Here is a 24900-nt window from a genome sequence, read left to right as displayed (position 1 = left end):
GAGACTCCTGTGGGATAAAGGTACATCGTGAGCCCCCGGAAGGCGCAGCCTGAGGAGACTCACGGTACCCCACGGAAAGCGAGTCATTCCCAAAGCCGCCTCACACAAATTCCAGGACCGAAAGAGCTGATATAAGCTCATATGTAAAATAACAACACGAAGCAATCATAGAGCCTAAATAATAAACAAAAAAATCCGGTTCTGTATGGATAAGAACCGGATTTTTACATTCAACTATTCAAATGATGCCGCTGTTTCAATCATTTCCTGTTGTATCACAGACTCATCCGTTTCGTTGCTAAAGTATTTCAACCGATAATCCACACCATTTTCTGTCCATGCTAAAGTGGCACTTCCTTCTTCCTTAAGAAGAATGGACCCTTGATGATCACCGATTTCCACTTCTTTATATTCGTCTTCCAATGTAGAGGATACCTCTTTACCTTTTACGGTATGTAAAGACAATGTTCGGTCAGCACCGTAGAAATCGAAAGTGAAACTTTCCATTTGCTGAATTTCTTCAGGGGGAGGAGAAAATTGAACATCCTCCACTTCAAATGGCAGCTTTGTCGGAAGTTCAGGCTGGAATTCGTAATCAGACATTTGAGCTTTCAAGTCACTTTGGTCAAACCTTACCAAGTTGCTGTTATTATCACTGCATCCTGCAATTATGAACAAGAGGGTTATGAGTGAGAATAATAATTTTTTCATTGTAAGACTCCTTTGATGTAACGATGATTTACAAAGTATAATCTTTGTATATTTCGCTACTATTCCATACGGATGGATAATTAATCCGTTTCAGAAATACAGAAATTTTTTTATTTCGTTTCGAGGCTATTACTGAGAGGATGGCGGCTTTAGAAAACGGCTCCTTTTCCGTGGGTAACCCACCTTCGATTTCTATCCTTCCCCATTACATGTCTTTACTTGATAAGTAAAATCATCAGCAGCCTCTATCCCAGCCTGCACTAAAACATTTTTGTTTATTTCAATGGAAAAGGAGTCTAAAATATGACTTAACGCTATAGAAAAGAGGACATCATCATGATGACAGATCAGAAGCTGGGCATCATATATACAGCTCTCGCATACATACTGTGGGGGATTCTGCCCATCTATTGGAAAATGATTCAACACATTCCCGCCTTTGAAATTCTGGCACATCGTATCGTATGGTCATTTTTGTTCATGGGGATCATCATACTGATCACCCGTAAAGGAAAAGCATTCATTCAAGAATATCGTTATATCATCCAAGAAAAGAAACGAGTCATAGGAATCACCCTGGCTTCGATCACCATAAGTATCAACTGGGTCACCTACATATGGGCTGTGAATACCAACCACGTAGTTGAAGCAAGCCTTGGGTATTATATCAACCCACTTGTCAGTATCTTACTAGGCATGCTCGTATTGAAAGAGACTTTCTCAAGAGCCCAATGGATCGCATTTGCCCTCGCAGGAGCAGGTGTGTTCTATATGACTCTTCATTTCGGTTCAATTCCCTGGATTGCGCTACTACTGGCATTCAGCTTCGGCTCTTATGGACTGCTGAAGAAATTGGTTCCTTTGAATGCCATGTACGGGTTGACTATCGAAACATTTATTGTAAGCCCCGTGGCTCTCCTGTACCTGCTCAACCAACAAAACGGACAGTGGGAACAAGTGGAATGGATTTCGATTACGACGCTTTTCGTGCTGGGAGCAGGGATGGTCACAGCTATTCCTCTTCTCCTTTTTTCTGCAGGAGCAAAAAGGATTCCGTTATCCATGGTAGGCTTCTTACAATACTTCGCTCCTACCATCATGCTGGTCATCGGAGTTTTCATGTACAATGAACCCTTTACAAGCGTCCACGCCATATCTTTCACACTTATCTGGGCTGGGTTGGTCGTCTACTCCGTCACACGGATGAAACGAATGAGACATTATCAGGCAAAAGCAAGCTAATTGTTTTTTCAGGTGTCTTTCCTTGGGGTGGATAACTAAGCTGCCACTGCCAGCGGAAAGAAGCACCGCCCTTTAGTTACTATGAAATAGAGAAGGACGAAATCACTTGTGATTTCGTCCTTCTCTGCTTTCTTTTTTCACTAATGCATAAATCGTCGGAAGTACCTTAACGCATTACCAATTCATATAAGCTGCTGCATCTTTCCCGGACAAAAATGCACTCTCAAACCTTGTCCGCCCGGCTTTGTCTGTCGGCCTTAAAAATGCATCACCAGCAGCAACTAGTGTTCCTTCACCCGTCAAGTCCATATAGGATTGCTCGATTGTTTTAGATGCTTCGGCATAACGCCAGCGCTTCAACTGTTCTGATTCTAAGTCATCCCAATCAAAAAACTTCTCGGTGTTCTCTTTGATCAATGTCATGACATAATCCTCTCCATAGTGGCGTCTGGACCAGTCCCCTTCCATATATACGCTTACAATCGGAGATTTTGAGATTCCCTTTTTTTGATGATCGACGAGCCGTTCCACTCCTATCGGCAACCCTTGATCCACGTGACCGTTTTCAGGTAGACGAGTACTTGATTTAAATTGGAATATGCCGACATACGTAGGATTGAAATAAACATTTTTCAACTGTTTCAGCGCAGCTGGCTGTACTTCTACATTGCTGTTTTTCAGCAGCTCTACAATTTGAGGAACAGGCATCGTCAATAAAACTTTATCAGACTTCCACTCATTCCCCGCATCGTCATACAAATAATAGACATCATTCAACTGCACGATTTTGGATACTTTCGTATGTAGGGAAACAGGGGTTTTTTCAGCCAGCTGTTTAGCCAATTGATTCATACCATCCACCGCAGTATAGCGAGGATATTTCTCACCGAACCATCGTTTGACCCAGCCTTGATCCAACCATCCTTTCACTTCATCTTCGAGCTCATCTGTTCTTACTGTGAAGAATTGGGCACCATGATCGGCTTTTCCTTCAGCCACTCGGCGAGTCGCCAGGCGCCCGCCTACACTCTTTCCTTTATCCACAAGGATGAAGTTTTCTCTTCCTTGTTTGATCAACCGCCTTGCTGCTGAAATTCCTGATAACCCTGCACCGACAATCGTCAGTTCATAATGCTCCATTTTCATACCTCCACCTATTTATAGAAATCATACGTGATGTACTGATTAAACTCCTTAAGCATCTTCTGTATCCTGGATTTCATTTAATATAGGATAAACGGCTTCTACCCCTTCTTCTGCTACTAAACAAGCGACACCGAGAGGAGTTTCCCAAAATGAATCAGGGATATAAGGATTCTTCACCCCTGCTGCTTGGAACAAAGAGCGGTAAATCCGTGCCAAGTGTTGTTGAGTATCGGCAGGTTCAGGTGTACGTTCACCTCTAGCCAGCAAAAATACATGTCTCATTGATTGGAACAGATTATCACCGGGCATAAACGTATATTCCTTAAAAAGTTTCAACTGCTTTTCTGCTTCATCTTTCAATCCACTCGAAACAGCCAAATCATCCAGGTGCGCATACATGTGCCGGTACACTTGTTGGAAGACCCTTCTTTTTTCTTCCTGCATGACACGATCGGTGTAGATTTCCTGCAATTTAGCATATGCGCTTTCTTTAGACCACGTCATTCTTACTCACCTCACTTCACTCACTATAGAAATTCGATACATCTAGAATGCTTTCCTTCTTTACTCATCAGAATTAAAACCGAAAGATCGTGCTTCCATCTCTACAGACTGATATAACAATGGAATTTCTTCACTTTCTTTTTTCAATAGTCCACCTATTGAAGGCACGATTTTATTCCATACCATCGGGTTTGCAGCAATCGATTGAAATAACGCCACTTCGTTTCTCTTAAAAGCTTTGAGAGAGTTGATGTAATCCAGTGTAAGCTGAAACCCGGGAAAGAGCTGTTCGTCCCGTTGTTTTTGAAAAGCAACCATGACTTCCTCCCAGCTTTCCCCTTCATCATTACGTTGAATTGCCTCAGCGAGTAGGAATGCTTGCAAGAACGCATCATTGATTCCAAGTCCAGTACTCGGATCTTTGCTGTGTCCTGCATCCCCAACCAATACCCATCCATCTCCATAGGCTTTCCTGAAAAAGTTGGGCATCCCTGGAGTACCGATGATTTTCCCTTGCAATTGCGCACCTTGAAGCCGCTCATCCATTCCATACAACGTCCGATACATTTTCTCAAACTCATAAGTCGGATTTTTCATAATAGGCTTGAATTCTTCTGGATGTACTTCCATCCCTAAACAGTCCCGTCCTTCTTCCATCGGGAATACAAAGCCGATACGGCCTTCATGAAGAAATATCTCTGTTGCAGGTTTCTTCAAAGGTTGAACACCTTCGTAATACCCATAAACGACAGGACGCAGCGGCTGCACTTTTTCATATTCTTCCGCCCCTGTCCAGTGAGCGACATTAGAGTTTTTTCCGTCTGCTCCTACTACAAGGTCACTTTTAATCGTTTCTCGGAATCCTCTTCTGTCCTCTGTGACGACCCCACCTACTTTTCCTTCAGTGCGTATAAGGTCACGCACCGAGATCCCCTCTTTTACAGTAACAGTCGGAAATGACGAAGCACGCTTCAATAAGACATGATCCAGGTCGTCTCTTTTTGGAATGACGGTGTACGATGGTCTGGGGCCTTCTACGAAGCTGTCACCAATGTACGTCCTCATCCGGGTCACTTTTCTTAACCCCAACGCTTCTATTTCCTCCAACACACCGAGTCTTCTTAAATATTCAACATGGGACATGAAATGCGTCGATAACGTATCACTTGGGAAAGTAGCCTTATCAATCAATAATACTTTCTTACCAAGATCCCCCAATAATATAGCTAAGCTGGATCCTGCTACTCTTGCTCCTACGATAATGACATCAAATCGTTCATTCATTTCCATCATCTCTCTTTTCTTTGTCTTCTACCATTATCGTAACTATTCTCATGAAAAAACTCTACGCCTCCACTCTTTAATCGGCCGATTTCTTTAAGAAAATCCATATTATGTAAATGTTTAAAGTAGATTCAATTGTTTCGTTACTTTTGATAAAAGGTTGGTGACTTTAGAGATCGAGTCGCTTTCAGTGGGCATGTGGTAAGCTTCCACAGGAACGAGCACAATCTAAAAAAGCTCCCATGGATTGGGAGCTTCCTGGTTAATATTTTCTTTCTTCTTCAACTTCGTGGTTTTGGTTCATAATGGAAAGCCTGCTCGGCTTGTTATCTTGAGCAATCTCTTCCGCTTTCGCAATCGCTTGATCACGTTCATCATACAGGTCTGTCGGAGCTACATCTTCTATTTTCACATACCAGCCTGTTACATCTTTGTTTGGTACTACACTATATTCCTTCATGCTTTCATCCACTCCTTTTTTATCAAGACTTGGTAGTCGATTCCCAAACTTGTAAACAAATAAACTTCTATAAATTTTTAAAAATAGTTTGACATTTCCATTTCTCCATCATATAATTTTGAATCAAGTCATTTATAAACTGAATATTCGAACATCTCTTATTGAGAGTGGCAGAGGGACTAGGCCCTATGACGCCCGGCAACCTTCAAGTTTTCTTGAAAAGGTGCTAAATCCTACAGGTCGTTGGATCTGGAAGATAAGAGGAGGACCTTAAATTACGCCCTCTTCTTAAATGAGAAGAGGGCTTTCTTATTTCCTTCGAAAAAATCCTTCATCTGTGGAACTCCTAGATTAAAACTAAGGAGGAATACAAATGACATCAAATTTCCACGTATTCGGAGACGAAACACAACTGCTTCACGGAGGACAGCAACCTGATCCAGCCACTGGATCAAGAGCTGTACCGATATACCAAACCACTTCATTTGTGTTTGATGATACGGAACATGCACAGAACCTCTTCTCATTAGCGGAGCCAGGAAACATTTATACGAGAATCGGAAATCCTACGGTCGACGTTTTGGAACAACGCATCGCTTTGTTAGAAGATGGGGTCGCAGCCGTAGCCACTTCCTCAGGGATGTCCGCGATCACTTTAGCGATTCTGAACATTGCTGGAGCTGGGGACGACATCGTTACGTCGACGAATTTATACGGTGGCACCTACAACTTATTCGTTCACACCTTACCCAAGTATGGAATCAATGTACATTTTGTAGATGGAACGGACCCGGAAAATTATAAAAAAGCAATCACTCCGAACACTAAAGCCATTTTTGCTGAAACCATCGGAAATCCAAGCTTGAATGTTTTGGACTTTGAAGCCGTGGCTGAAGTCGCTCATGATCACCATATCCCACTGATCGTCGATAATACCTTCGCAACTCCGTACATTTGCAAGCCTATTGCATGGGGAGCAGATATTGTCGTCCATTCAGCTACAAAGTGGATCGGGGGGCATGGGACAGCTATAGGGGGACTCGTAGTTGATAGTGGACGGTTCGACTGGAACCATGAAAAATTCCCTGGATTTACAGAGCCGGATGAAAGTTACCATGGAATTCGATTCGCTACTGACGTCGGACCTGCTGGATATGCAATCAAGCTGAGAGTTCAGCTGCTGAGAGACATAGGAGCATGCTTGAGCCCTCAAAATGCATTCTTATTTTTACAGGGGTTAGAAACTCTACACCTGAGAATCAAACACCATTCCGATCAGGCGAAAAAGATCGCTGAGCACTTAGAAAATCATGATGGAGTGGAATGGGTCAACTACCCTGGCCTTGAGAACCACCCCACCCATAAACTTGCAAAAAAATACTTCCATTATGGACACGGATCGATCATCGTATTCGGAATCAAAGGCGGCAGAGAAGCAGGAAGAAAACTTATCGATCACACGACGCTATGGTCCCATGTAGCTAACGTAGGAGATGCAAAATCACTGATTATACACCCAGCCTCTACGACCCACCAGCAGTTAAATGATGAAAACTTGAAGAAATCAGGGGTCACCGAAGAGTTGGTACGACTATCTGTCGGATTAGAATCTGTGGATGATTTACTCGGAGATTTGAATTCGGCTATTGAACATGCCAACGGAACCACCGCTTCCTTTACGCAAAAAAAACACCCGTCTGAATCCCTCTTGAAGTCGTCCATCGATCGTTCGGAAGGAGACTTCAGGCATAGGACGATCGGCGTTACAGAAGACATTTACCAAACAGAGGAAACAAACAAATTGAAAAGGCTGGGGTATACAGTCATTTTAATAGATTCGGATGTCCCGACCTCTCTTCAAACGGATGAAAAAATCGATATTCTTTATTCATCCAAATTGAATAAGAATTTACTGGAAGTCTATAAAAAATCGAAGCCGGCTGTCCTATGGAGTCAAGATTCATATGATGATACGGATGAAAACATCATCTCCGGTCTCAACTTATATTCATCGATTGTAGCTGTACGATCCGGTAAAGAGTATACCGAACAACCGCTGCCTGTCTAAGCATGAAAGGAGGTGTAAGGATGGCACTTATTCAACCTTCCCATTCACTTTATACACGTGCTGCCGTCGATATCGGAGAGATGGAACTAGAATCAGGAGCACGGTTGGAACATGTGGAGATGAGTTTTGAAAGAGTAGGTCCTGCCAGCGCTCCAGTCATTCTCATCTGCCACGCACTGACGGGAAATCAAATGGCAGCAGGTACGGAACAGTCACCAGGATGGTGGTCAGGAATGATCGGTAAAGGGCTTCCGATAGATACCGACCATTATCAAGTCATAACTTTCAATGTACTGGGTGGATGTCACGGCTCCACAGGACCAGCTTCCTTACACCCCACTACGAAGAAGAAGTATCGGTGTGATTTCCCTGCCATTACGATCCGGGATATGGTTCATGCTCAATATAAAGCTTTGAATCAGTTAGGTGTCCATTCTCTCCATGCTGTCATCGGAGGGTCATTGGGTGGGATGCAAGCCTTGGAGTGGGGGCTGCTCCACCCTGACTTCATGAAACAAATTCATGTTTTAGCCGCTACTCCTTATTTGAGTGATTATGGGATCGCCTTTAACCACATAGGGGCACAATCCATTAAGAACGATCCGCTGTTCGATAATGGAAACTACCTATCCAACGAATCGTTGAAAGGATTTGAAATTGCCCGTATGGCGGGGATGGTGACATACAGAAGCTCAAAGCTCTTCGATCAAAGATTTGAACGAAGAAAAAAAACATCTCAAGGATTTGATATCCAATCTTACCTTGACTACCAGGGCAATAAAATTAAAACCCGCTTTGACGCGAACAGTTACTTATATCTACTTGAAGCGATGAATCATCACGATATCGGCCGTGGACGAAACGGTTGGAAGGAAGCCGCTCGTAACTACAAAGCGGAAGTTTACACCACAAGCTTTGAAAATGATTTGGTATATACAAAACCATTGATAGAATCTTTCAGTTCCTCTGTACCAAAAGGCTTCCATAAGCACGTCGAGACAGATTATGGTCATGACGGGTTCTTAGTAGAATTTGATAAATGGGGAAATTGGATCCAAAGAAATTTAACCAACTGATTACGAGGTTTCAAGATGAAACAGAGGCACAACTAAAAACCGCAGCCTATGCATAGGCTGCGGTTTTTTACTTTTCTTCCAATTGGCTCAGAGTGACGAACTCATACCCCTCATAGCTTAAAGACGCTAGAATCAAATCTAAAACTTCCGGTGTAGAGCCTTCTAAGTCATGAAGTAACACGATATCGCCGTCGTTTATTTCGGATATGAAAGTGTCAGCAATCTGCCTTGGATTTTCTTTTCTCCAAGTTTCCACACTCACATCCCAAGGCACGATTTCCATAGTACCATAATAAGGAGCGGAGAGGTTTTCACCGAATGGCAGTCGAACCCGTGTTGTCTCTTCACCTGTCACATGTTGAATAATTTCTTTCGTCGCTTGTATCTGCCTTACGACTTCATCTCTTGACAGTCTCGTTAAACGAGGGTGGTTCCACGTGTGATTGCCTATTTCATGTCCTTCAGTTACAACTTCCTGAGCTGTTTCAGGATAATAGCTTACACGTTTCCCTAACATGAAGAATGTGCCTTTGGCATCGTACCGTTCTAATACCTTCAGGATTTCAAGGGTCTTTTGAGGGTGCGGACCGTCATCAAAAGTTAGAGCTATTTTCTTGTTCTCTCCATGAGGGCGCTTCACATCTTCCCCATTGATATTTATACTTTTTAAACCTTCGATTGAAGGAGCGGCTTCATGCAGAGCCTCGTTTTCAACGACAGTAATCTCTGGGTGTAAGAATTCATTTATATTGTCCATCTTTAAAGAAATTTCTTCTGGTTGAACTCCATCTCTGAAAAATATGGTGACTCCCCCACTGTTGATGGCGACGTTTTGATAGTTGCTTGGTAATGGGGCTGTCGCTTTTTCTAGAAATGAGTTCTGCTTTATTTCTTTACCGAACTCTTCTTCCAGTTTTTCATGCGTCAAGTCAGCAAGGGCTTGAAGATAATCTACTTCCTGATTGAACAAGTCTTCCGTTTCTAAGCGTTGTCCATTCTCTTTTTTGAAGTTCATGATGGTTCGGCTTTTGGAAATATCCGGATAGCCCACATCCATAGTCTCATCAAAATGAATGACAAAATATTGTTCACTTTCATGTAATACTTCAAAATCAACATGCAATTCGTGAGAAGAATGGCTTTTCATCACTTGCATAGCTTGATAACTCTCTTGTTTAAACTTCGATTTTATTTGATTCACATAGTCAATGATGGTTTGATTGATTTGAGTATTCGGCGTTTCTGGATAATGTATTGTAATGTGATATTCTTCGAATTCCAAGATCTCTGACTTCATATCCAGGTCGTACTCGGAGTACTCCTTCACTTCTTGTGAAACAGTAGTCCCATTGGCTGATGCCATAAAGGAACATGCCGCAAGAAGGACAAGGCTTATGATACTGATATACATGATGGGTTGTCTCATAAAAGATCCTCTTCTATAAAATTTTTGCAACCATCATTGTAACATAAGTGTAACAATTATTTAATCCTTACGTTACATTCGTTTCTCACAAATGCGTGCGAACGTCCCACAGTTCGGGGAAGAAACGATGGTCCAGGACTTTCTTCAAATAACCCACTCCAGAAGAACCCCCGGTCCCTTTTTTGTGACCGATTATTCTTTCTACAGTTTTCATATGGCGGAACCGCCATTGCTGAATCCGGTCTTCTATATCCACTAATTTTTCAGCCAACTGATATAGATCCCAATACTTGTCGACATTTTTATAAACCTGCGTCCAGGCTTCTTCAACGGAAGAGTCAGGCTGATAAGGCTCTGTATACGAACGATTCAAATGATCAGGATGGATATCAAAACCAGAGTCAGATAACTTTTCAATGGCGACATCGTATATGCTTGGTGAATGATACGCGCTCTTCAGTTTATTATGTAACTCTTGATCATTTTCATATATCTTCAATACATGTGGAGTCTTATACCCAAGAGCAAACTCAATCATCCGGTATTGATAGGATTGAAACCCTGAAGCTTGTCCTAAATCATCTCGAAACTCTATATATTCCGCTGGTGTCAACGTTGATAAAACATCCCATGCATGAATGATCTGAACCTGAATCTGGGAAACCCGGGCAAGCATTTTAAATGCTTCCTCCAAGTCCCCTTTACGGATGGAATCTATAGACGCCCATAATTCATGCAGCATCTGTTTCATCCACAGCTCACTCACCTGATGGATGATAATGAACAACATTTCATCGTGGTGAGTGGATAACCGCTGTTGAGCAGAAAGTAAGTCATCAAGCTTTAAGTAATCCCCATATGTCATTCGGTCTTTAAAGTCCATGTGAACATTTTCATATTCTTTTGAATCGCGATAGCTCATCATAACTCTCCTTTACTCTAAGATTCCTCGTTCCGGGATGTTGTTGAATGTCATAGGAAGGAATTCAGTGTGCACCAGTCCTTCATACATCATCATCGTTCCGAGGATAGGATGTTCAACATGCACATGTACCCTGAACGCTTCTTCTTCCTCGTCGTAATGCTCATAGACCGAGGACTTCAATCCTGGAATATGACATTTACCTTTGAAATTCATTTGTTTTGATTCCATATAAAGTCCGCCTTCAGGTGTAACGTGAAGGTCGATATCCATGTGAAAAGAACCAGACTTCCCTAATTCATCTACGATTTTATGTTTATTTTGGTCATACCTCATCGCGGCATCAAAGCCCCGGATGGAATAAGGAAAGAAAAACCTTCGAACCCAACTGACGACCTCTTCTCCTTCTTCCGTTTGATAAGCATAATTTTCGAGTGTAAAAGGAACGTCTTTTCCCCGCTCCCCAAATACGAAATGATCCATTGCACCTAAATGCAGGAAGGGCCTTAGAAGAGGGTTTGTTCCTCTTATTTCCGTCATTCTCCCTTGTCCCAGCACCATTATATTCTGCTCACTTGTGAGCCCATATTTCTTTTGCATTTCTGGATGAAGACGATAAAATTCTTGTCCTAATGCTTGCTGGTAAATGGATTCCATGGCAAAGACCTCCTTAGAAATCGTCCGTAATATACAAATCAGTCATTATTCACGATACTGTGAATACCATTATTTTTGGGGGCAATTTCTTCTTGTTTTAAGTAAATTATAGCATATTCAAACGCTTTCATGAGGATGTAAAAAGACCTGCCTAAGCAGGTCTTCTCTCCGGAAATAAATCACATGACTTCATCAGCAAACTCACTGATGGAATATCCTTTTTGTTGTTTCATGATCCAACCCTGTTTCTCCAATTGATTGAATAACTTCTGGATATATTTTTCAGGCCAGTCTGAAAGCAGCCCGAACCAACGGGTTTCATGCAGCTTTAAAGTTCTTAATTTATTTGTAGCTTTTCCGGCTAGAATTTGAACGAGAGTGTGTACCGGGTAATCAGAGCCATAATAGTACACCAAGTCCAATACTTGCTGAACATCAACGTAGGTCATTGCTCGACCCTTTATAGTAATGATCACATCACTATCTTCATAACGGACTTCATCAAGCTTGGAGTTCAACTCCTCCAGTACATGACTTGTCATTGGATATACATTCTCAGGCACATGCTGCAGCCAGTGTGGCAATTTTTTAAATACCTGTATATCATCCATGCGGATGGAAGACAGCCAAATCAATTCTGAGGTTGATTGACGAGCCGGGATATGAGTTTCACGAAGCTTGTCATACATATCCAGTAGTGGGTATTCCCCGAATCTTCCATCTGCCTGCTGGTAACGGGAAATCAACTGAGCGACCTGTAAGCTCTCATCTAACGTTTTCCTTGCAGGGGCAAGTTGTTTCTTTAACCCTCTCAATTGTCCAAGTTGTTCTAATAACTTTTCATTCTGCTGAGCAATAGAGTTGAATTGTTGTTCTATGGTGATAAGCCGTTTTCGGGAACGTTCCACATCAAATTCTTCCACAAAGCTTACACAGTCTTCCTCTACGTGGTAAAACATACAGAAATCACATTCTTCGCACTGACAATGGATCGTCCGGTGATAAGAATCGAAATGCAGACTCTTTTCATGCCCACAGCTTTTCACATGCCCCGGTCTCAGCCATTTCTCCGGCAGGGAACGGAATGGGCGCATCACAATATCAACTCGATGCCTCCAGTAAGCTACATCCTCCGGGTATTTCAAAACGGACAATAAAGAGGACTGATTCATCGTTTCTACTGCATCTATAACCGGTGTCTTTTTATGATAAAGCTGTACTAATGGATGACGTTGAAATGCATCATATATCTTAGACAGCCAGTAACCTCTTGTATGTTTGCTGATTTCAGCTAAAAACAAATAGTCTTCCAAAACATCTCCGACATGCTTATGAAGCTGTTCAGCACTTAATTGTGTAAAATCGACCTCATACTGGATCGAATCTTTTAAAGGTAGTCCATGTTCTTCCGATAGTGTATTCCATAAGAAAAACTCTGGGCGCAACAAGTAAGGATGAACGGTCTCTTCTTTTTGAAAAGCTACGGGCAAAACAGCGGGCCCTTGGATATTCAGGTAACTCCGAATAACGGAGACATCCATGTTTTTCAAAGTGATCTGACCCATAATTGTGTCATTCAACCGAGATAGCAACCCTCGTTCAAACTTGTGTCCAATCGATCTGATTTGTTTATTTTTCTTTCCGATCGGTGCAAGTACAATAAAAGGGTAGCGTTCATCCTGATACGTAATTCCTTCTGGTAGTCCCATAATGATTCTCCTTTGAATGAAGGATATACTACTATTATAGAAAAAGTATTAAAGAGTACCAATAAATATAATTAAAATGGGCTTAAACCTTTAAAATTTCCACGGAATAACTAATAAATAAGCCTGTTTCTATGACACCGGGGATGAAACTCAACTCCTTTTCCATCTCATTGGAAATCTTTTCGAACCGCACGTCCAAAATCAAGTTTCCTGATTCAGTGATGACAGGACCGTCTTTTGACTTTGCCATTCTTAACTCTACTTCTTGAATAGGGAATTGAGCTAAACGTGTCTCCACCAAGTGAATAGCCCGGGGATCCACTTCCAAAGGTACGGGGAATTTTTCACCTAAACGATCGACGAATTTACTTTCGTCTACTAATATATACGTCTTAGGTGCGCTTGCCATCACGAGTTTTTCGGCAAACAAAGCCCCTCCTCTCCCCTTGATCAAACGATTGTTTGAATCCACTTCATCCGCACCATCAAAGCCCCAATCCGGCTTAGCTGCTGACAATGTCGTCGTTTTCAACCCTAACATGGAACAGTTTAATAACGCTTCTTGTGATGTAGGGACAGCCAAGACCTCCAAGCCTTCCTGTTTAACTCTTTTGGCAATTGCTCTCAAAGCTAAGAAAGCCGTAGAACCGGATCCTACTCCGATGACTTCACCATCTTTTATTTTTCCACTGATTTTCTTAGCTAATTTATTCTTTTCTTCAAGGTTTGATATTTCTCCTGCCCAGCTCTCTGCCGAAGCCAATGAATTTTTCCATTTCATGAATATACCCCCTCCTCTTTGGTATTCCCGAAAAACACAAAAACAAGCACGGATAAAGAATATTCACTTAAAGGTTCCACCTGGAGGACGTACGCTTGAATTTAAGGTCATGATTTAGTACTTCTTCACATAACTTTTATATAAGGACCACAAATAAAAGATTTACGTGGGGAGGATGGTTATGAAAAGGGTGTACTTAAAATTGGCTGTCTTTTACCTTATTCTCGTCCTCGCACTAATTTTGGTGGGGATGAATCAATAATAACCGCTATTTGTTTTGTTCTGCAGAAAAAACCTTACCCGGCAATGTAGTGTAGGACTTACCCCAGAAAACAACCCTCTTACAGCACTCATATTTTTATCTAAAAAAAGAGCCACCTTTTATAGGTGGCTCTTCAACATTTATTCAATGATGCGTAAGTCTTTCGGTGTCTTTGTCAACGTTTCATATCCATCTTCAGTAACTAACACGTCGTCCTCTAAACGGACACCTCCGATTTCCGGATCATATATCCCCGGCTCGATTGTATAAGTCATACCTACTTTTAATACATCATCATTCAAGTGGCTCATTGAAGGGAATTCGTGTACGTTGATTCCAAGTCCATGACCGATGCGGTGCGGGAACAATTCTCCATAACCTGCATTTGAAATGATATCTCTGGCTGTTTGATCAAGATCTCCGATTCTTGTTCCAGGTTTACTGATGGCAAGAGATGCATCAAGGGCACGTTTCACCGTATCGTATATTTCCTTTTGCTTATCAGACGCATATTTAAAAGCAAATGTTCGTGTGATGTCGGAAGTATACCCTTTCCAAACTACACCCATGTCAAACAGGACGAAATCTCCCGCTTTCAACTTACGGTACCCAGGGTTTCCATGGGGCTGACCTGATTTTTCACCGAACAACACCATAGTTGAAAAGGACATTTGTGAGACACCCTTTTTCTTGAGTTCATACTCGATCTTTGCCAGCACTTCCATTTCGGTAACGCCCTCTTCTAAGGCTTCCGTCCCTACTTTAACACCGTAGTCTGCTAAATCAGCCGCTTCCCGCATAATTGAAATTTCATTTTCATCTTTTACGACCCGCATTTCATTCAGCTTACTTTCAACATCTACTACATCAACGTCAGTGAATAATTCTATAAAAGATTCACTTCTGCCATACGAAAGGACTTGCTTTTCAATTCCTACAGTTTCCACGCCGGAAATGCAGTTCTGTTTCATTTGTTCCCCTATCATCATCCATGGATTTTCATGGTCTTTATATCCGATAATTTCCTGAGTCCAACCTGCATTTTTTAATTGCCCTGTTTCCATTGATGGAAGAACAGCGATGGGGGCATCATCCGGAAATACAAGCAACCCTAACAAGCGCTCGTGGGGGTCCGTGTGAAAGCCTGTCAAGTAAAAGAAGTTTTCAGTGGAATTGATGAAAGCAGCATCTATTTTGTTTTGTTTTAAGTACTTTGAAAAGTTATCCAGTCTATGAATATTCACGAAAACACTCCTCGAAAATTGAATTACTTCTATCATCATATATCATCCTCAACGGCAATCCAAATGACACAAAGATTCGAATTATATAACTCTTCATTGATGAACGTTTTACGACAAATCCTCCGTATTCATACCAAAGCTGCGCTGACTTCGTTATAATGTCTTCAGAATCTATCGAACATCAGGAGGGCGTTGAATTGGATCGTACACGATTTTTTGTAAGAGTAGCTGCCGTTTATGCTTTAATCGGAGCTTTTATGGGATCTCACATGGCTGGTGGCGGTGGACTGGAGTTAAGCGCAATCCATGCGCACATACTAGTTGTCGGGTGGCTGTCAATGTTTGCTTTTGCTGTTTACTACAAACTTTTCAATATACCTAAGAACTCAAAGTTATCAGTCATCCATGTATGGAGTTCTTTTATCGGGGTCTTCGGGCTGACTGTAGGAATGTGGCTTTATTACACTCGGCCGATTGAAGGCATGCAGACGTTCTACACCATTTTTTTCATCGTCGGAGGTACTATCCTCCTTATCGCATTTGTTGTATTTGCAATCATGGCGTTTGTTCATGGAAAATTCATTTCAGAAGAGTGAATAAGAGCGGGCACAATAGTGCCGCTCTTTATTTTTGATTGAATTTAACCAGCACATCATCTGAACTTTCCGGTGCTCCTCTCCCATCGGTATTATTGGTAATAAAATAGAGAATGTCATTTACGACCTCTACATCCCTCACCCTTCCGAAATTATCCGTAACTATCTCTATGTTTTTATTATTCAATGAAATTGATTTTACAGATTCCCCCCTCAGGGCCGCTACATATAACTTGCCGTTGTGAACGGATATACCAGAAGGAGCCCACGTCGTTTTACCAGTATGATAATAGGGGGTATTCAATTCCGGACCTTTTTCATTTCCTTTGATCAATGGCCATCCGTAATTTTCACCTTTACGAATTACATTGATTTCATCATGTGCATCAGGTCCATGCTCCGATGCGTAAAGCGTTCCATCTTCTGCCCAAGCCAGACCTTGTGGGTTTCTATGTCCATAACTATAAATGTAGGAACCTTGCATTGGGTTATCCTCTGGAGGACTTCCATCTAAATTCACTCTTAAAACTTTACCAGCCAAGCTGCTTTTGTCCTGAGCAAGCTCCTCATCCAAAGCATCTCCTGTTGTGATATAAAGACTCTGATCAGGTCCCAATTCAATTCTCCCACCATTATGGAACCTTGCACCGGGTATATTTTCAATTAGAATTTCTTTCTCCACCCAAGTTTCTTCCTGTTTTTCAACGAGGACCACACGGTTTTTAATCTGCTCACCGTCTGCATACGTATGGTAGATGACCGCTTGATGGTTAGATTTGAAATCTGGATGCAGTTTCATCCCCAACAGCCCACCTTCTCCTTGTTGAAGGACAGGCTTAGAGGTATCCACGTTCATTCTTAGTTTGTTTTCACCGTCCCAGGAGACGATGCTCCCTTCCCGTTCCGTGATATAAAAAGTGGACTCACTATACTCAATATCCCAAGGCGACTGAAGTTCTTCGACAACTTTTTGAAATGATGCCTCTTTATTTTCATTTTCTTCGAGAGAATCTGAACAAGCGACTAATACGAAAAATAAAAGTACACCTATCACTGCTAAACTTTTTTTCATCTATCTGCCCCCTTTCATACTTTTATACCCTTTTTATGTAATAAAAAGGCTCTGCTATTGCTTGGTGTTGTTATTTCACATGTGAGCTCATATCAGCTCTTTCTGGCCTGGGATTTGTGTGAGGCGGCCTTGGGAATGACTCCCTTTCCGTGGGGTACCGTGAGCCTCCTCAGGCTATGCCTTCCGGGGTCTCACGATGCACCTTTATCCCACAGGAGTGTCGCCATTCCCAAGGCCACCTCTTCAAAGTAGGAGGGTCGGAAAGGCCATTACCGAAGTCCGGCACACCAACTACGGACGGGATGGCAGGGAAAACAGGTAGACTCCTGCGGGAAAAAGGAACAAGGTGAGACCCCGGAGAACGAAGTTCGAAGAGGCTCAAGCGTCCCCCGCGGAAAGCGGACTGTTTTCCCTGACATCCCATGCTTTGAGCATATAACGGACCGGACAACCAATCCCAGACAGGGACTATTTAGTAATCGTTTGAAATATCAACAACAGACTTTAACAGAGCCAATAAAAAAGGACCTGTTATACAGATCCTTGTTCGTCATGCCGCTTTTCTTAATTGAGTTCGATACAAGACTGACTTTTCCAATCGATATGCAAACATACCTGCCAGGACAGCCAGAGCAGTATCTTTGATCAAGAATGGAAGCATGAGTGACCATGATACGCCATAACCCATTCCTTCTCCACCAACCCAAAAGTTCATAGCAGCGTAAAACCAGTTCACACCTAAGCCATAGTTGATTACAATCCCTACTAAAGCCGCAGCAATATATGTAGGAAGCTTACGATTCGACTCAGCAATTTTACCTGCAATGAAAGCTAATAAAATAAAGGACAGGATAAAGCCGAACGTAGGGGACACAACGGCGGACAAACCACCTTGGAATTTGGCGAAAATCGGTGCCCCGACCAGACCTAACCCTGTATATACCAGCATGGAAAAGAACCCTAAACGGCTCCCCAAGATCAAGCCTGCCAAGATAGCGAAAAAGGTTTGCAGGGTAAGTGGGACGCCTGCTATCGCTAAAAATGGAACTATGGATGCGATATTTGCACCTACCGCCATTAATGCTACAAATAGTGACCCAAGTGTAATATCATAGGCGGACAACCGTGATTGGCTCATGTGACATTCCTCCAGTCGATTCTTACTAATTATAAAGATACTGAAAACCAACCACATATGTCAACGTGAAATAATGTTAGGTTAACAAAAAACACCTTGATCTATTTTTAATCAAGGTGTTTAACTTTTATAAGCCCAATCCCATCGATAATTGATTTGTATAGCTTGTATAAGCGATCGTTTGATTCAATTGAACAATGGCCTTCTCATCATATCCGAAGTCTTTCAGACGTTGAACATCCCCTTTTGTAACTTTGACCGGTTTAGCGATTAACTTATCGGCGTAATTCAGGACGGCTTTCCATTCTTCCTCCATGTCAGACTCCTCATAGTTTTCCAGCCATTGCAGGGTGTCTTCCCGGCCAATCAAATTCTCCAAAAGCTCTTTATGGCTTTTCGTGCAATACTCACACCCATTTTTCATCGAAACGAACGTAATGACCGTTTCACGCAGCTCCTCGCTTAGTGATGTTCCTTTTATCGCTTCCTGTAACGGCAGGAAGGCGTCATACAATTCAGGATCATTCGCTAACAACCGATTGAATAATGGTGCCGGGTCCGGGCTTTGATTTTTCGTCTGCATTTCTTTCATCGCGGATTGTTTCATCGGTTTGATCCAAGGCATAGTAAAATTCCTCCTATACTTATAATCTATACACACAATATGATAGCGTACAAAGTTCGTTTTGAAGTATCAACTTCCGAGTAAACGAGTGGTGGGTTCGACACAGTTCCCCTTCATTTCCCAGGAAATTATTTTATAATTCGATATTCTCCCCAATCTTTCGGAAGCAGACTCAAATATTTCCTTGATAAGAAACGGTCATCAATCAATTGGATTGTCCCCCGGTCTTCTTCAGAGCGTATCAATCGACCTCCAGCTTGAAGTACTTTATTCATCCCTGGATATACATAGGAGTAGTCGTATCCATTTTTACCCTTTTGAGTAAAGTAATCTTTTATCAATTCTTTTTCGAAGCTGCGCGGAGCTAATCCAATCCCTACGACAGCAACTCCGTTCAATCGATCACCTCTCAAGTCCACCCCCTCAGAAAAAACGCCACCCAACACAGCAAAACCCGCTAATTTTCCTCCCGGCTGAAACAATTGAAGAAATTCTTCCCTTCTTAACTCATCCATCCCTTGTTCTTGTACGACAACTTCTATGTCCGTATATCTTTTAAAATGGTAGTAGACGAGCTCCATGTAGTGGTAGGAAGGGAAAAAGAACAAATGATTCCCGGGGTTACTCATCCATTGTTCATAAAGTAACTGCGCTAAACGGGATGCCGTTTCTTCTCTCGCTTTATACCGAGTCGATAAAGGAGCGATTTTCAAGTCGATCTGGTCTGTGTCATAAGGCGAAGGCAGCTGCAGGATATAGTCTTCCTTTTCACCTCCCAGCATGTCCTTGTAGTATCCAAAAGGTGATAAAGTAGCTGAAAAGAAAATGCTGGAACGAAAAGCCTTTGTCGTTTCACTCAATACATGAGATGGATCCAGGCAGAATAATTTTACGGAAAAGCCTCCGCTTCCATGAATACCAAGAATCTTGTAATGTTTATCCACATACTGATAGATTTTCAAGAAGTTCTGGGCACTGAAATACACATCCAGCATTTCTTCAGAACGCTCATCCTCCACTTCTCCTTGAAGATAGCTTTCTGCATGACTCAGGAAACGTTCCAGATTCTCTTCAAGTTCTCCCGGGAGTTCTTCAATAATAAATTCCCCGCCTTTATTCCCGCCTAACCTGGAAAGATCGTTATAAACGGCATCTGCTGACTTTACAACCTTTTCTTTCGACTCTTTCAAAGCATCGATCATATCAGAAAACTGTTTTTGACAGAGTTCAGCGGAGTACATATCACGGGCGCGCTCGACTAAATTATGAGATTCATCAACTAAAAGGGCTGTTTTTTTCTTCTGCTCTGGAAGAAGCCTCTTCAAAGAAACTCTAGGGTCAAAGATGTAGTTATAATCTCCGACAATCACATCCACCACATTCGTCAAATCCAAAGAGTATTCGAACGGGCAGACCCTGTGCTTACGCGCATAGCTCTCAATCACTTCGCGGGTCATTCTTCTTTCATTGATGAGGATATCCACAACTGCTCCATTGATACGATCGAAATATCCGTCCGCATACTCACAATAGTCCGGCTGACAAATGGTTTCTTCCTTGAAACAAATTTTATCTTTCGCAGTCAAAGTTACGGAACGCAGAGCTAATCCGTTGTCATCCATACGTAATAAGGCTTCCTCAGCCGTGGCTCTTGTGACTGTTTTAGCAGTTAAATAATAAATTCTGTCTACATCTGAAGTAGTCATTGCTTTAATAGCCGGGAATAGTGTAGAAATGGTTTTGCCGATTCCTGTAGGAGCTTGTGCGAAGAGGTCACGTTTTTCTTCAATTGTTCTAAAAACACTTCCGGCTAACTTTCGTTGACCATCACGGAATGATGGAAACGGAAAGGAGAGGTCAGGAATAGTTTTTTCTTTTTCTTCTCTGATATGTAAAAGTATACGAGCATACGATAGATATTCTTGTAGTGTTTCTTCTATAAAAGCTTCCAAATCATCCATTGAAAAAGTTTTTTTCAGCTTCTTTTTTTCTTTCGTGCGTTTTTGCACATAGGTCAACTGCACTTGAATCGTCGATAAAGATTCCTGAGCGGCATACATAAAGGCATAACCTTTCGCCTGCGCCCAATAAACGTCATCACTTTCCTCTGTAAGTTCCTCTAACTCTCGTGAAGTAGACTTGATTTCGTCGATGACAGGCCCTTGTTCAGACTGTAAAATTCCATCACAGCGGCCCTGAAGATGTATGGTCAGATCTTCCTTATCAAAAAACGTCTCTAAGTGCACTTCTCTTTGATCGTTCTCTTCATAACTTTTCTGTACTTCCTGATGTATAGCGGTTCCCTCTGTAAGCGTAGTTGAAGATCTGAACCGATCATCAATGCTGCCAGATCTGTAAACATAGGATACTAATTCACGAACGGATATTGAAAACTGCCTATTCACTTTCGACCCTCCTTTCAAAATGATCACTCTTACCCTCAAGTTAACCCAGTTGTCATCGTATGTCTATTGTAGCTATCTCACTCCCATACTAGAGATGACGTTTTTAATTTTCTATTAGGTGAAATAATCATATAATATTGACAGAAGTAAGGAAAGAAAACCAGAGGTGATCTATATGAAATTTTGGAAATGGAGCGCAACGTTTGCTCTCGCCTTTACGATTGCCTTTTTCATCATAGCGGCTTTTGTATATGAGCCATCATCCTTTCCTTTGGAACAGGATAATTCTCCTGCAGTCACAGAGGAAGTCGAGGAAGACCAGACATCATCAAATGAACCCAACTCTTCGGATGATGAAAATGGCGGCCTCGGTGCTAATGAAAAAGAAGGAAGTTTGAGCGAAGGATTACGTGAAGCTTTTACAGCCGTAATCGATAGTGCACGTGACCTTTTCATAAAGGAAGATTTGAAAATAGTGGCGATAGGAGATTCTCTGACCCAAGGCGTGGGTGACGGCACGGATAACGGTGGTTATGTAGGGATCTTAGAAGAAAATTTCAATAACAATCAAAGGTCTGGAGAAATAGAGATCATCAATTATGGAAAAAGAGGAAACCGGACCGATCAATTACTGCAGCGAATGGAATCAGAAGAGATCCGCACCTCCCTGAGAGAGGCTGACATCATTTTAATCACCATCGGTGCCAACGATGTTATGAAAGTCGTAAAAAGTAACTTTACCAGCCTGAAATACTCCGATTTCGTCAGTGCACAACAAGGGTATCAAGATCGTCTAAACACTATCATCGAAAAAATGAGTGGACTTAACTCTGAGGCCCCCATCTACTTGATTGGATTGTATAATCCGTTCGATCATTATTTTAATAACATCCCTGAATTGGGACAAATTATCAGTGACTACAATCGAATCAGCAAAGAAGTCATCGATCGTCATGACCAAGTACACTTCATTCCTATCAAAGACTTGTTCAAAGGTTCAGAAGATGAGTTGCTATGGGAGGAAGATTATTTCCATCCAAACGAAAATGGTTATAAACAGATGGCAGAACGCGTGTTAAACTATATTAGAAATGATATTGAACAATAATACGGGTGGAATGTGAATATGAAACACCTTTCCAAAAATAAATGGAAAACTTCATTTTGGATTCTTGCTATCATGAATGTCGGAATCGTTATAGGAATATTAGCACTAATCTTTTTACCGAGCTCCTATACATTGGTGAACGTGGATAAACAAAAGCATACATCAGAGGCTGAGTTCACCATTTTTTCCACAAAGCAGAACTTGGAGCAGCTTGCGAATGACTACTTGGGAGAGCTTTCGACTCAAACCGTGTTCGATTACTCGATATCTCTTGATAAAAATGTGACTCTCACAGGTAACATTAAAGCATTTGATCAAACGATCCCTATCAAAGTTGAACTGAACCCTGTAGTACAGAAAAATGGCGATTTAATTTTAGAACAAGAGCGAATCTCCTTAGGTCAGCTTCCTTTACCGAACAAAAAGGTTCTCGAATTCGTCAAAGATAATTACAAGCTCCCAGAGTGGGTCGTCGTCAACCCGAAGGATGAAAACATCTATGTTGCTGTAACGCAAATGGAAACAGCAAGCAACTTCGATGTCCGAGTCCATCGCTTCAATTTAAACTCCAATCAGCTGGCGTTCAAAATTTCGGTACCGAGAGATTCTTTCCAATTTGCACAAAAGATGGTCCAGAAAAACTTCTGATTCGTTTGATGCATGAGCGCTATCCGTGAACGGCTGTCGGAGCTATGATAAAATGTACAATAATAACATGTTGAAGAAGGATGTGACATCATGCGTGTCGTAGATAATATTGCCGATTTGATTGGCGATACACCACTTGTGAAACTGAATCGCGTAGCTCCAGAAGGCGGAGCTGACATCTATATGAAACTTGAGAAATATAACCCGAGCGGCAGTGTCAAAGACCGTGCTGCCTTCAATATGATCGTACAGGCTGAAGAAGATGGTTTACTGAAAGAAGGTTCTACAATCATTGAGCCAACCAGTGGTAACACAGGGATCGGAATTGCTATGAACGCAGCCGCAAGAGGGTACAGAGCGATCTTGGTGATGCCCGATACGATGACCCAGGAACGAATCAACTTACTAAAAGCCTATGGCGCGGAAATTGTATTGACACCCGGAGACGAAAAGATGCCGGGAGCGATTGAAAAAGCGAAAGAACTAGTCAATGAAATTGAGAACAGCTTCATGCCTATGCAATTTGAAAACAGCGCCAACCCTGATTCCCACCGTTTCACGACAGCGACAGAAATCATTGAAGCTATGGAGGAATTAGGTAAGCCTTTATCCGCTTTCGTTTCGACTGCAGGTACAGGCGGAACGGTTACTGGTACCGGTGAAGAATTGAAAAAACACTTCGAAGACATGACGATTCACGTAGCTGAGCCTGCAGGCTCCCCTGTCCTTTCAGGAGGAAAGCCTGGAAAGCATAAGCTGGTGGGCACAAGCCCAGGGTTTATCCCGGACATTCTTAATCAAGAAGTTTATGATGAAATTTTTCAAGTGACCGATGAGGATGCTTATGATATTACGAGAAGGCTTGCCCGTGAAGAAGGACTATTGCTCGGCACTTCATGCGGAGCAGCTTGTTGGGCAGCTATACAAGTGGCTAAACAGCGAAAGCCAGGAGAAGTGATTGTTTGTATGGCCCCTGATACAGGTGAGCGGTACCTATCTGGTGATTTGTTCAGATTTTAATTACGACAAAGAGTCCGTTATTGAAACGGACTCTTTTTTTATAACCTATATAAATCACGGAACCTTAAGTGCCAGCCTAAGTGATAGGATAGAACACGCAGCGCGATGACAGCGATGAACAATGTATATGTCTGCCAGGCACTTTGAATATCGACGACACCGATTCCGATCAACAGTCCTGCCAGCAACGCCCAAACCGCATATATTTCCTGGTGAAGGACCATCGGCCTCCTTTGAGCGAGTACATCTCTGGTAACCCCTCCCCCGACACCGGTCAAGATAGCTGCAAAGATGACACCCCCAATAGGAAAGTCATTTTTTATCGCAAACGACGCCCCCTGGAGGGCAAAGGCTGACAAACCAATAGCATCCAAATATATATTCCATCGGTCCCAGGACATGACCCAGCTTTTCGGAAAGAAATAAACGATGGCGATCGTACCGAACGCCACATACAACAAATACCCTTGTTCCCATACGTGGACGACAGGCACATCCAGAGCGATGTTACGAATGATTCCTCCAGCAAATGGGGTAGCTATCCCTAAAATGAATGTACCAAAAATATCATACCGCTCATTTAATGCAACGATTGCGCCACTGAAAGCAAACGCTCCTACTGCCAATATATTTAAGATTTCCCATGTCACCACGGCTCACCTCTTTCCCATACAAAAATAACCTTTATGATAAAACAGATTTGACTGAATGATTATAACAGAAAACCAATTATTGTTTGTGGACAAATGCAAAATTTTTGATAGAATCCTTCTATCAGGCCCCCTTAAAAACACTG

The 24900-nt window shown here is 42.1% G+C and carries 23 protein-coding genes and 1 riboswitch; of the genes, 7 read left to right on the top strand and 16 right to left on the bottom strand.

Features of this window, described 5'->3' with window-relative positions:
* Positions 1–234 precede the first annotated feature (234 nt).
* Positions 235–711: a DUF4367 domain-containing protein gene (locus LCL89_RS15050; RefSeq protein ID WP_224810775.1), complete on the bottom strand. Its 477-nt coding sequence runs from the start codon at positions 709–711 to the stop codon at positions 235–237.
* Between the two features lie 336 nt (positions 712–1047).
* On the opposite strand from LCL89_RS15050, the gene rarD reads away from it, so the two are divergent.
* A complete protein-coding gene (rarD, locus tag LCL89_RS15045; RefSeq protein WP_224810774.1) occupies positions 1048–1953 on the top strand; it encodes an EamA family transporter RarD in 906 nt (301 codons plus the stop codon).
* Between the two features lie 174 nt (positions 1954–2127).
* Here the strand turns inward: rarD and LCL89_RS15040 are convergent, their stop codons facing one another.
* From LCL89_RS15040 to LCL89_RS15025, 4 genes are all read right to left on the bottom strand, one after another.
* Positions 2128–3093, bottom strand: coding sequence for an NAD(P)/FAD-dependent oxidoreductase (locus tag LCL89_RS15040; protein WP_224810773.1), 966 nt, complete (start codon positions 3091–3093; stop codon positions 2128–2130).
* A 54-nt stretch (positions 3094–3147) separates the two neighbouring features.
* Entirely contained in the window at positions 3148–3603 is a 456-nt protein-coding gene (locus LCL89_RS15035) for a hypothetical protein (protein WP_224810772.1), read from the bottom strand.
* A gap of 60 nt (positions 3604–3663) precedes the next feature.
* Positions 3664–4887, bottom strand: a complete 1224-nt coding sequence (locus LCL89_RS15030; protein WP_224810771.1) for an NAD(P)/FAD-dependent oxidoreductase — start codon at positions 4885–4887, stop codon at positions 3664–3666.
* A gap of 262 nt (positions 4888–5149) precedes the next feature.
* Positions 5150–5347 (bottom strand): DUF2188 domain-containing protein, encoded by a 198-nt coding sequence (locus tag LCL89_RS15025; RefSeq protein ID WP_197317093.1) that lies wholly within the window; start codon positions 5345–5347, stop codon positions 5150–5152.
* A 155-nt stretch (positions 5348–5502) separates the two neighbouring features.
* Positions 5503–5610, top strand: a riboswitch (SAM riboswitch).
* 110 nt (positions 5611–5720) lie between these two features.
* Here LCL89_RS15025 and LCL89_RS15020 point away from each other — a divergent pair.
* Positions 5721–7415 (top strand): O-acetylhomoserine aminocarboxypropyltransferase/cysteine synthase family protein, encoded by a 1695-nt coding sequence (locus LCL89_RS15020; protein ID WP_224810770.1) that lies wholly within the window; start codon positions 5721–5723, stop codon positions 7413–7415.
* A gap of 20 nt (positions 7416–7435) precedes the next feature.
* Positions 7436–8491: a homoserine O-acetyltransferase MetX gene (gene metX, locus LCL89_RS15015; protein ID WP_197317091.1), complete on the top strand. Its 1056-nt coding sequence runs from the start codon at positions 7436–7438 to the stop codon at positions 8489–8491.
* Positions 8492–8558: 67 nt separating this feature from the next.
* Here metX and LCL89_RS15010 read toward each other — a convergent pair whose 3' ends face one another.
* The 6 genes from LCL89_RS15010 to LCL89_RS14985 form a co-directional block, all read right to left on the bottom strand.
* Positions 8559–9917 (bottom strand): polysaccharide deacetylase family protein, encoded by a 1359-nt coding sequence (locus LCL89_RS15010; protein WP_224810769.1) that lies wholly within the window; start codon positions 9915–9917, stop codon positions 8559–8561.
* Between the two features lie 85 nt (positions 9918–10002).
* Positions 10003–10839 (bottom strand): tryptophan 2,3-dioxygenase, encoded by an 837-nt coding sequence (kynA, locus tag LCL89_RS15005; RefSeq protein WP_404813437.1) that lies wholly within the window; start codon positions 10837–10839, stop codon positions 10003–10005.
* 12 nt (positions 10840–10851) lie between these two features.
* Positions 10852–11496: a DUF4166 domain-containing protein gene (locus tag LCL89_RS15000; RefSeq protein ID WP_224810767.1), complete on the bottom strand. Its 645-nt coding sequence runs from the start codon at positions 11494–11496 to the stop codon at positions 10852–10854.
* 179 nt (positions 11497–11675) lie between these two features.
* A complete protein-coding gene (locus LCL89_RS14995) occupies positions 11676–13205 on the bottom strand; it encodes an RQC-minor-2 family DNA-binding protein (RefSeq protein WP_224810766.1) in 1530 nt (509 codons plus the stop codon).
* An 82-nt stretch (positions 13206–13287) separates the two neighbouring features.
* A complete protein-coding gene (rpiA, locus tag LCL89_RS14990) occupies positions 13288–13986 on the bottom strand; it encodes a ribose 5-phosphate isomerase A (protein ID WP_224810765.1) in 699 nt (232 codons plus the stop codon).
* 402 nt (positions 13987–14388) lie between these two features.
* Positions 14389–15486, bottom strand: coding sequence for a M24 family metallopeptidase (locus LCL89_RS14985; RefSeq protein ID WP_224810816.1), 1098 nt, complete (start codon positions 15484–15486; stop codon positions 14389–14391).
* Positions 15487–15689: 203 nt separating this feature from the next.
* Here LCL89_RS14985 and LCL89_RS14980 point away from each other — a divergent pair, with 203 nt between their 5' ends.
* The gene (locus LCL89_RS14980; RefSeq protein WP_224810764.1) at positions 15690–16088 is read left to right on the top strand and encodes a hypothetical protein; all 399 of its coding nucleotides are present in this window, start codon (positions 15690–15692) and stop codon (positions 16086–16088) included.
* Positions 16089–16116: 28 nt separating this feature from the next.
* Here the strand turns inward: LCL89_RS14980 and LCL89_RS14975 are convergent, their stop codons facing one another.
* The 4 genes from LCL89_RS14975 to LCL89_RS14960 all read right to left on the bottom strand — a co-directional run bounded on the left by LCL89_RS14975 (position 16117) and on the right by LCL89_RS14960 (position 21328).
* Positions 16117–17160 carry a PQQ-dependent sugar dehydrogenase gene (locus LCL89_RS14975; protein ID WP_224810763.1) on the bottom strand — a complete coding sequence of 348 codons (1044 nt, stop codon included), beginning with the start codon at positions 17158–17160 and terminating at the stop codon, positions 16117–16119.
* Positions 17161–17710: 550 nt separating this feature from the next.
* Complete coding sequence (locus LCL89_RS14970) at positions 17711–18298, bottom strand: biotin transporter BioY (protein ID WP_224810762.1); 588 nt, start codon at positions 18296–18298, stop codon at positions 17711–17713.
* A gap of 127 nt (positions 18299–18425) precedes the next feature.
* On the bottom strand, positions 18426–18923 hold the full coding sequence (locus LCL89_RS14965) for a carboxymuconolactone decarboxylase family protein (protein ID WP_224810761.1): 498 nt from the start codon (positions 18921–18923) through the stop codon (positions 18426–18428).
* Positions 18924–19051: 128 nt separating this feature from the next.
* Positions 19052–21328, bottom strand: a complete 2277-nt coding sequence (locus LCL89_RS14960; protein ID WP_224810760.1) for an ATP-dependent DNA helicase — start codon at positions 21326–21328, stop codon at positions 19052–19054.
* Positions 21329–21503: 175 nt separating this feature from the next.
* Here LCL89_RS14960 and LCL89_RS14955 point away from each other — a divergent pair, with 175 nt between their 5' ends.
* The 3 genes from LCL89_RS14955 to cysK all read left to right on the top strand — a co-directional run bounded on the left by LCL89_RS14955 (position 21504) and on the right by cysK (position 24104).
* Positions 21504–22436 (top strand): SGNH/GDSL hydrolase family protein, encoded by a 933-nt coding sequence (locus tag LCL89_RS14955; protein WP_224810759.1) that lies wholly within the window; start codon positions 21504–21506, stop codon positions 22434–22436.
* A gap of 18 nt (positions 22437–22454) precedes the next feature.
* Complete coding sequence (locus LCL89_RS14950) at positions 22455–23084, top strand: YpmS family protein (protein WP_224810758.1); 630 nt, start codon at positions 22455–22457, stop codon at positions 23082–23084.
* Positions 23085–23174: 90 nt separating this feature from the next.
* Positions 23175–24104 carry a cysteine synthase A gene (cysK, locus tag LCL89_RS14945; RefSeq protein WP_224810757.1) on the top strand — a complete coding sequence of 310 codons (930 nt, stop codon included), beginning with the start codon at positions 23175–23177 and terminating at the stop codon, positions 24102–24104.
* A gap of 38 nt (positions 24105–24142) precedes the next feature.
* Here the strand turns inward: cysK and LCL89_RS14940 are convergent, their stop codons facing one another.
* A complete protein-coding gene (locus LCL89_RS14940; protein WP_224810756.1) occupies positions 24143–24754 on the bottom strand; it encodes a trimeric intracellular cation channel family protein in 612 nt (203 codons plus the stop codon).
* Between the last annotated feature and the right edge of the window lie 146 nt (positions 24755–24900).

Origin of the sequence: Halobacillus yeomjeoni, from assembly GCF_020171525.1 — a bacterium.
Classification (GTDB): Bacteria; Bacillota; Bacilli; order Bacillales; family Halobacillaceae; genus Halobacillus; species Halobacillus yeomjeoni.
Note: the sequence above shows the minus strand (reverse complement) of the source record. Positions and strands in the feature narration are given on the sequence as shown.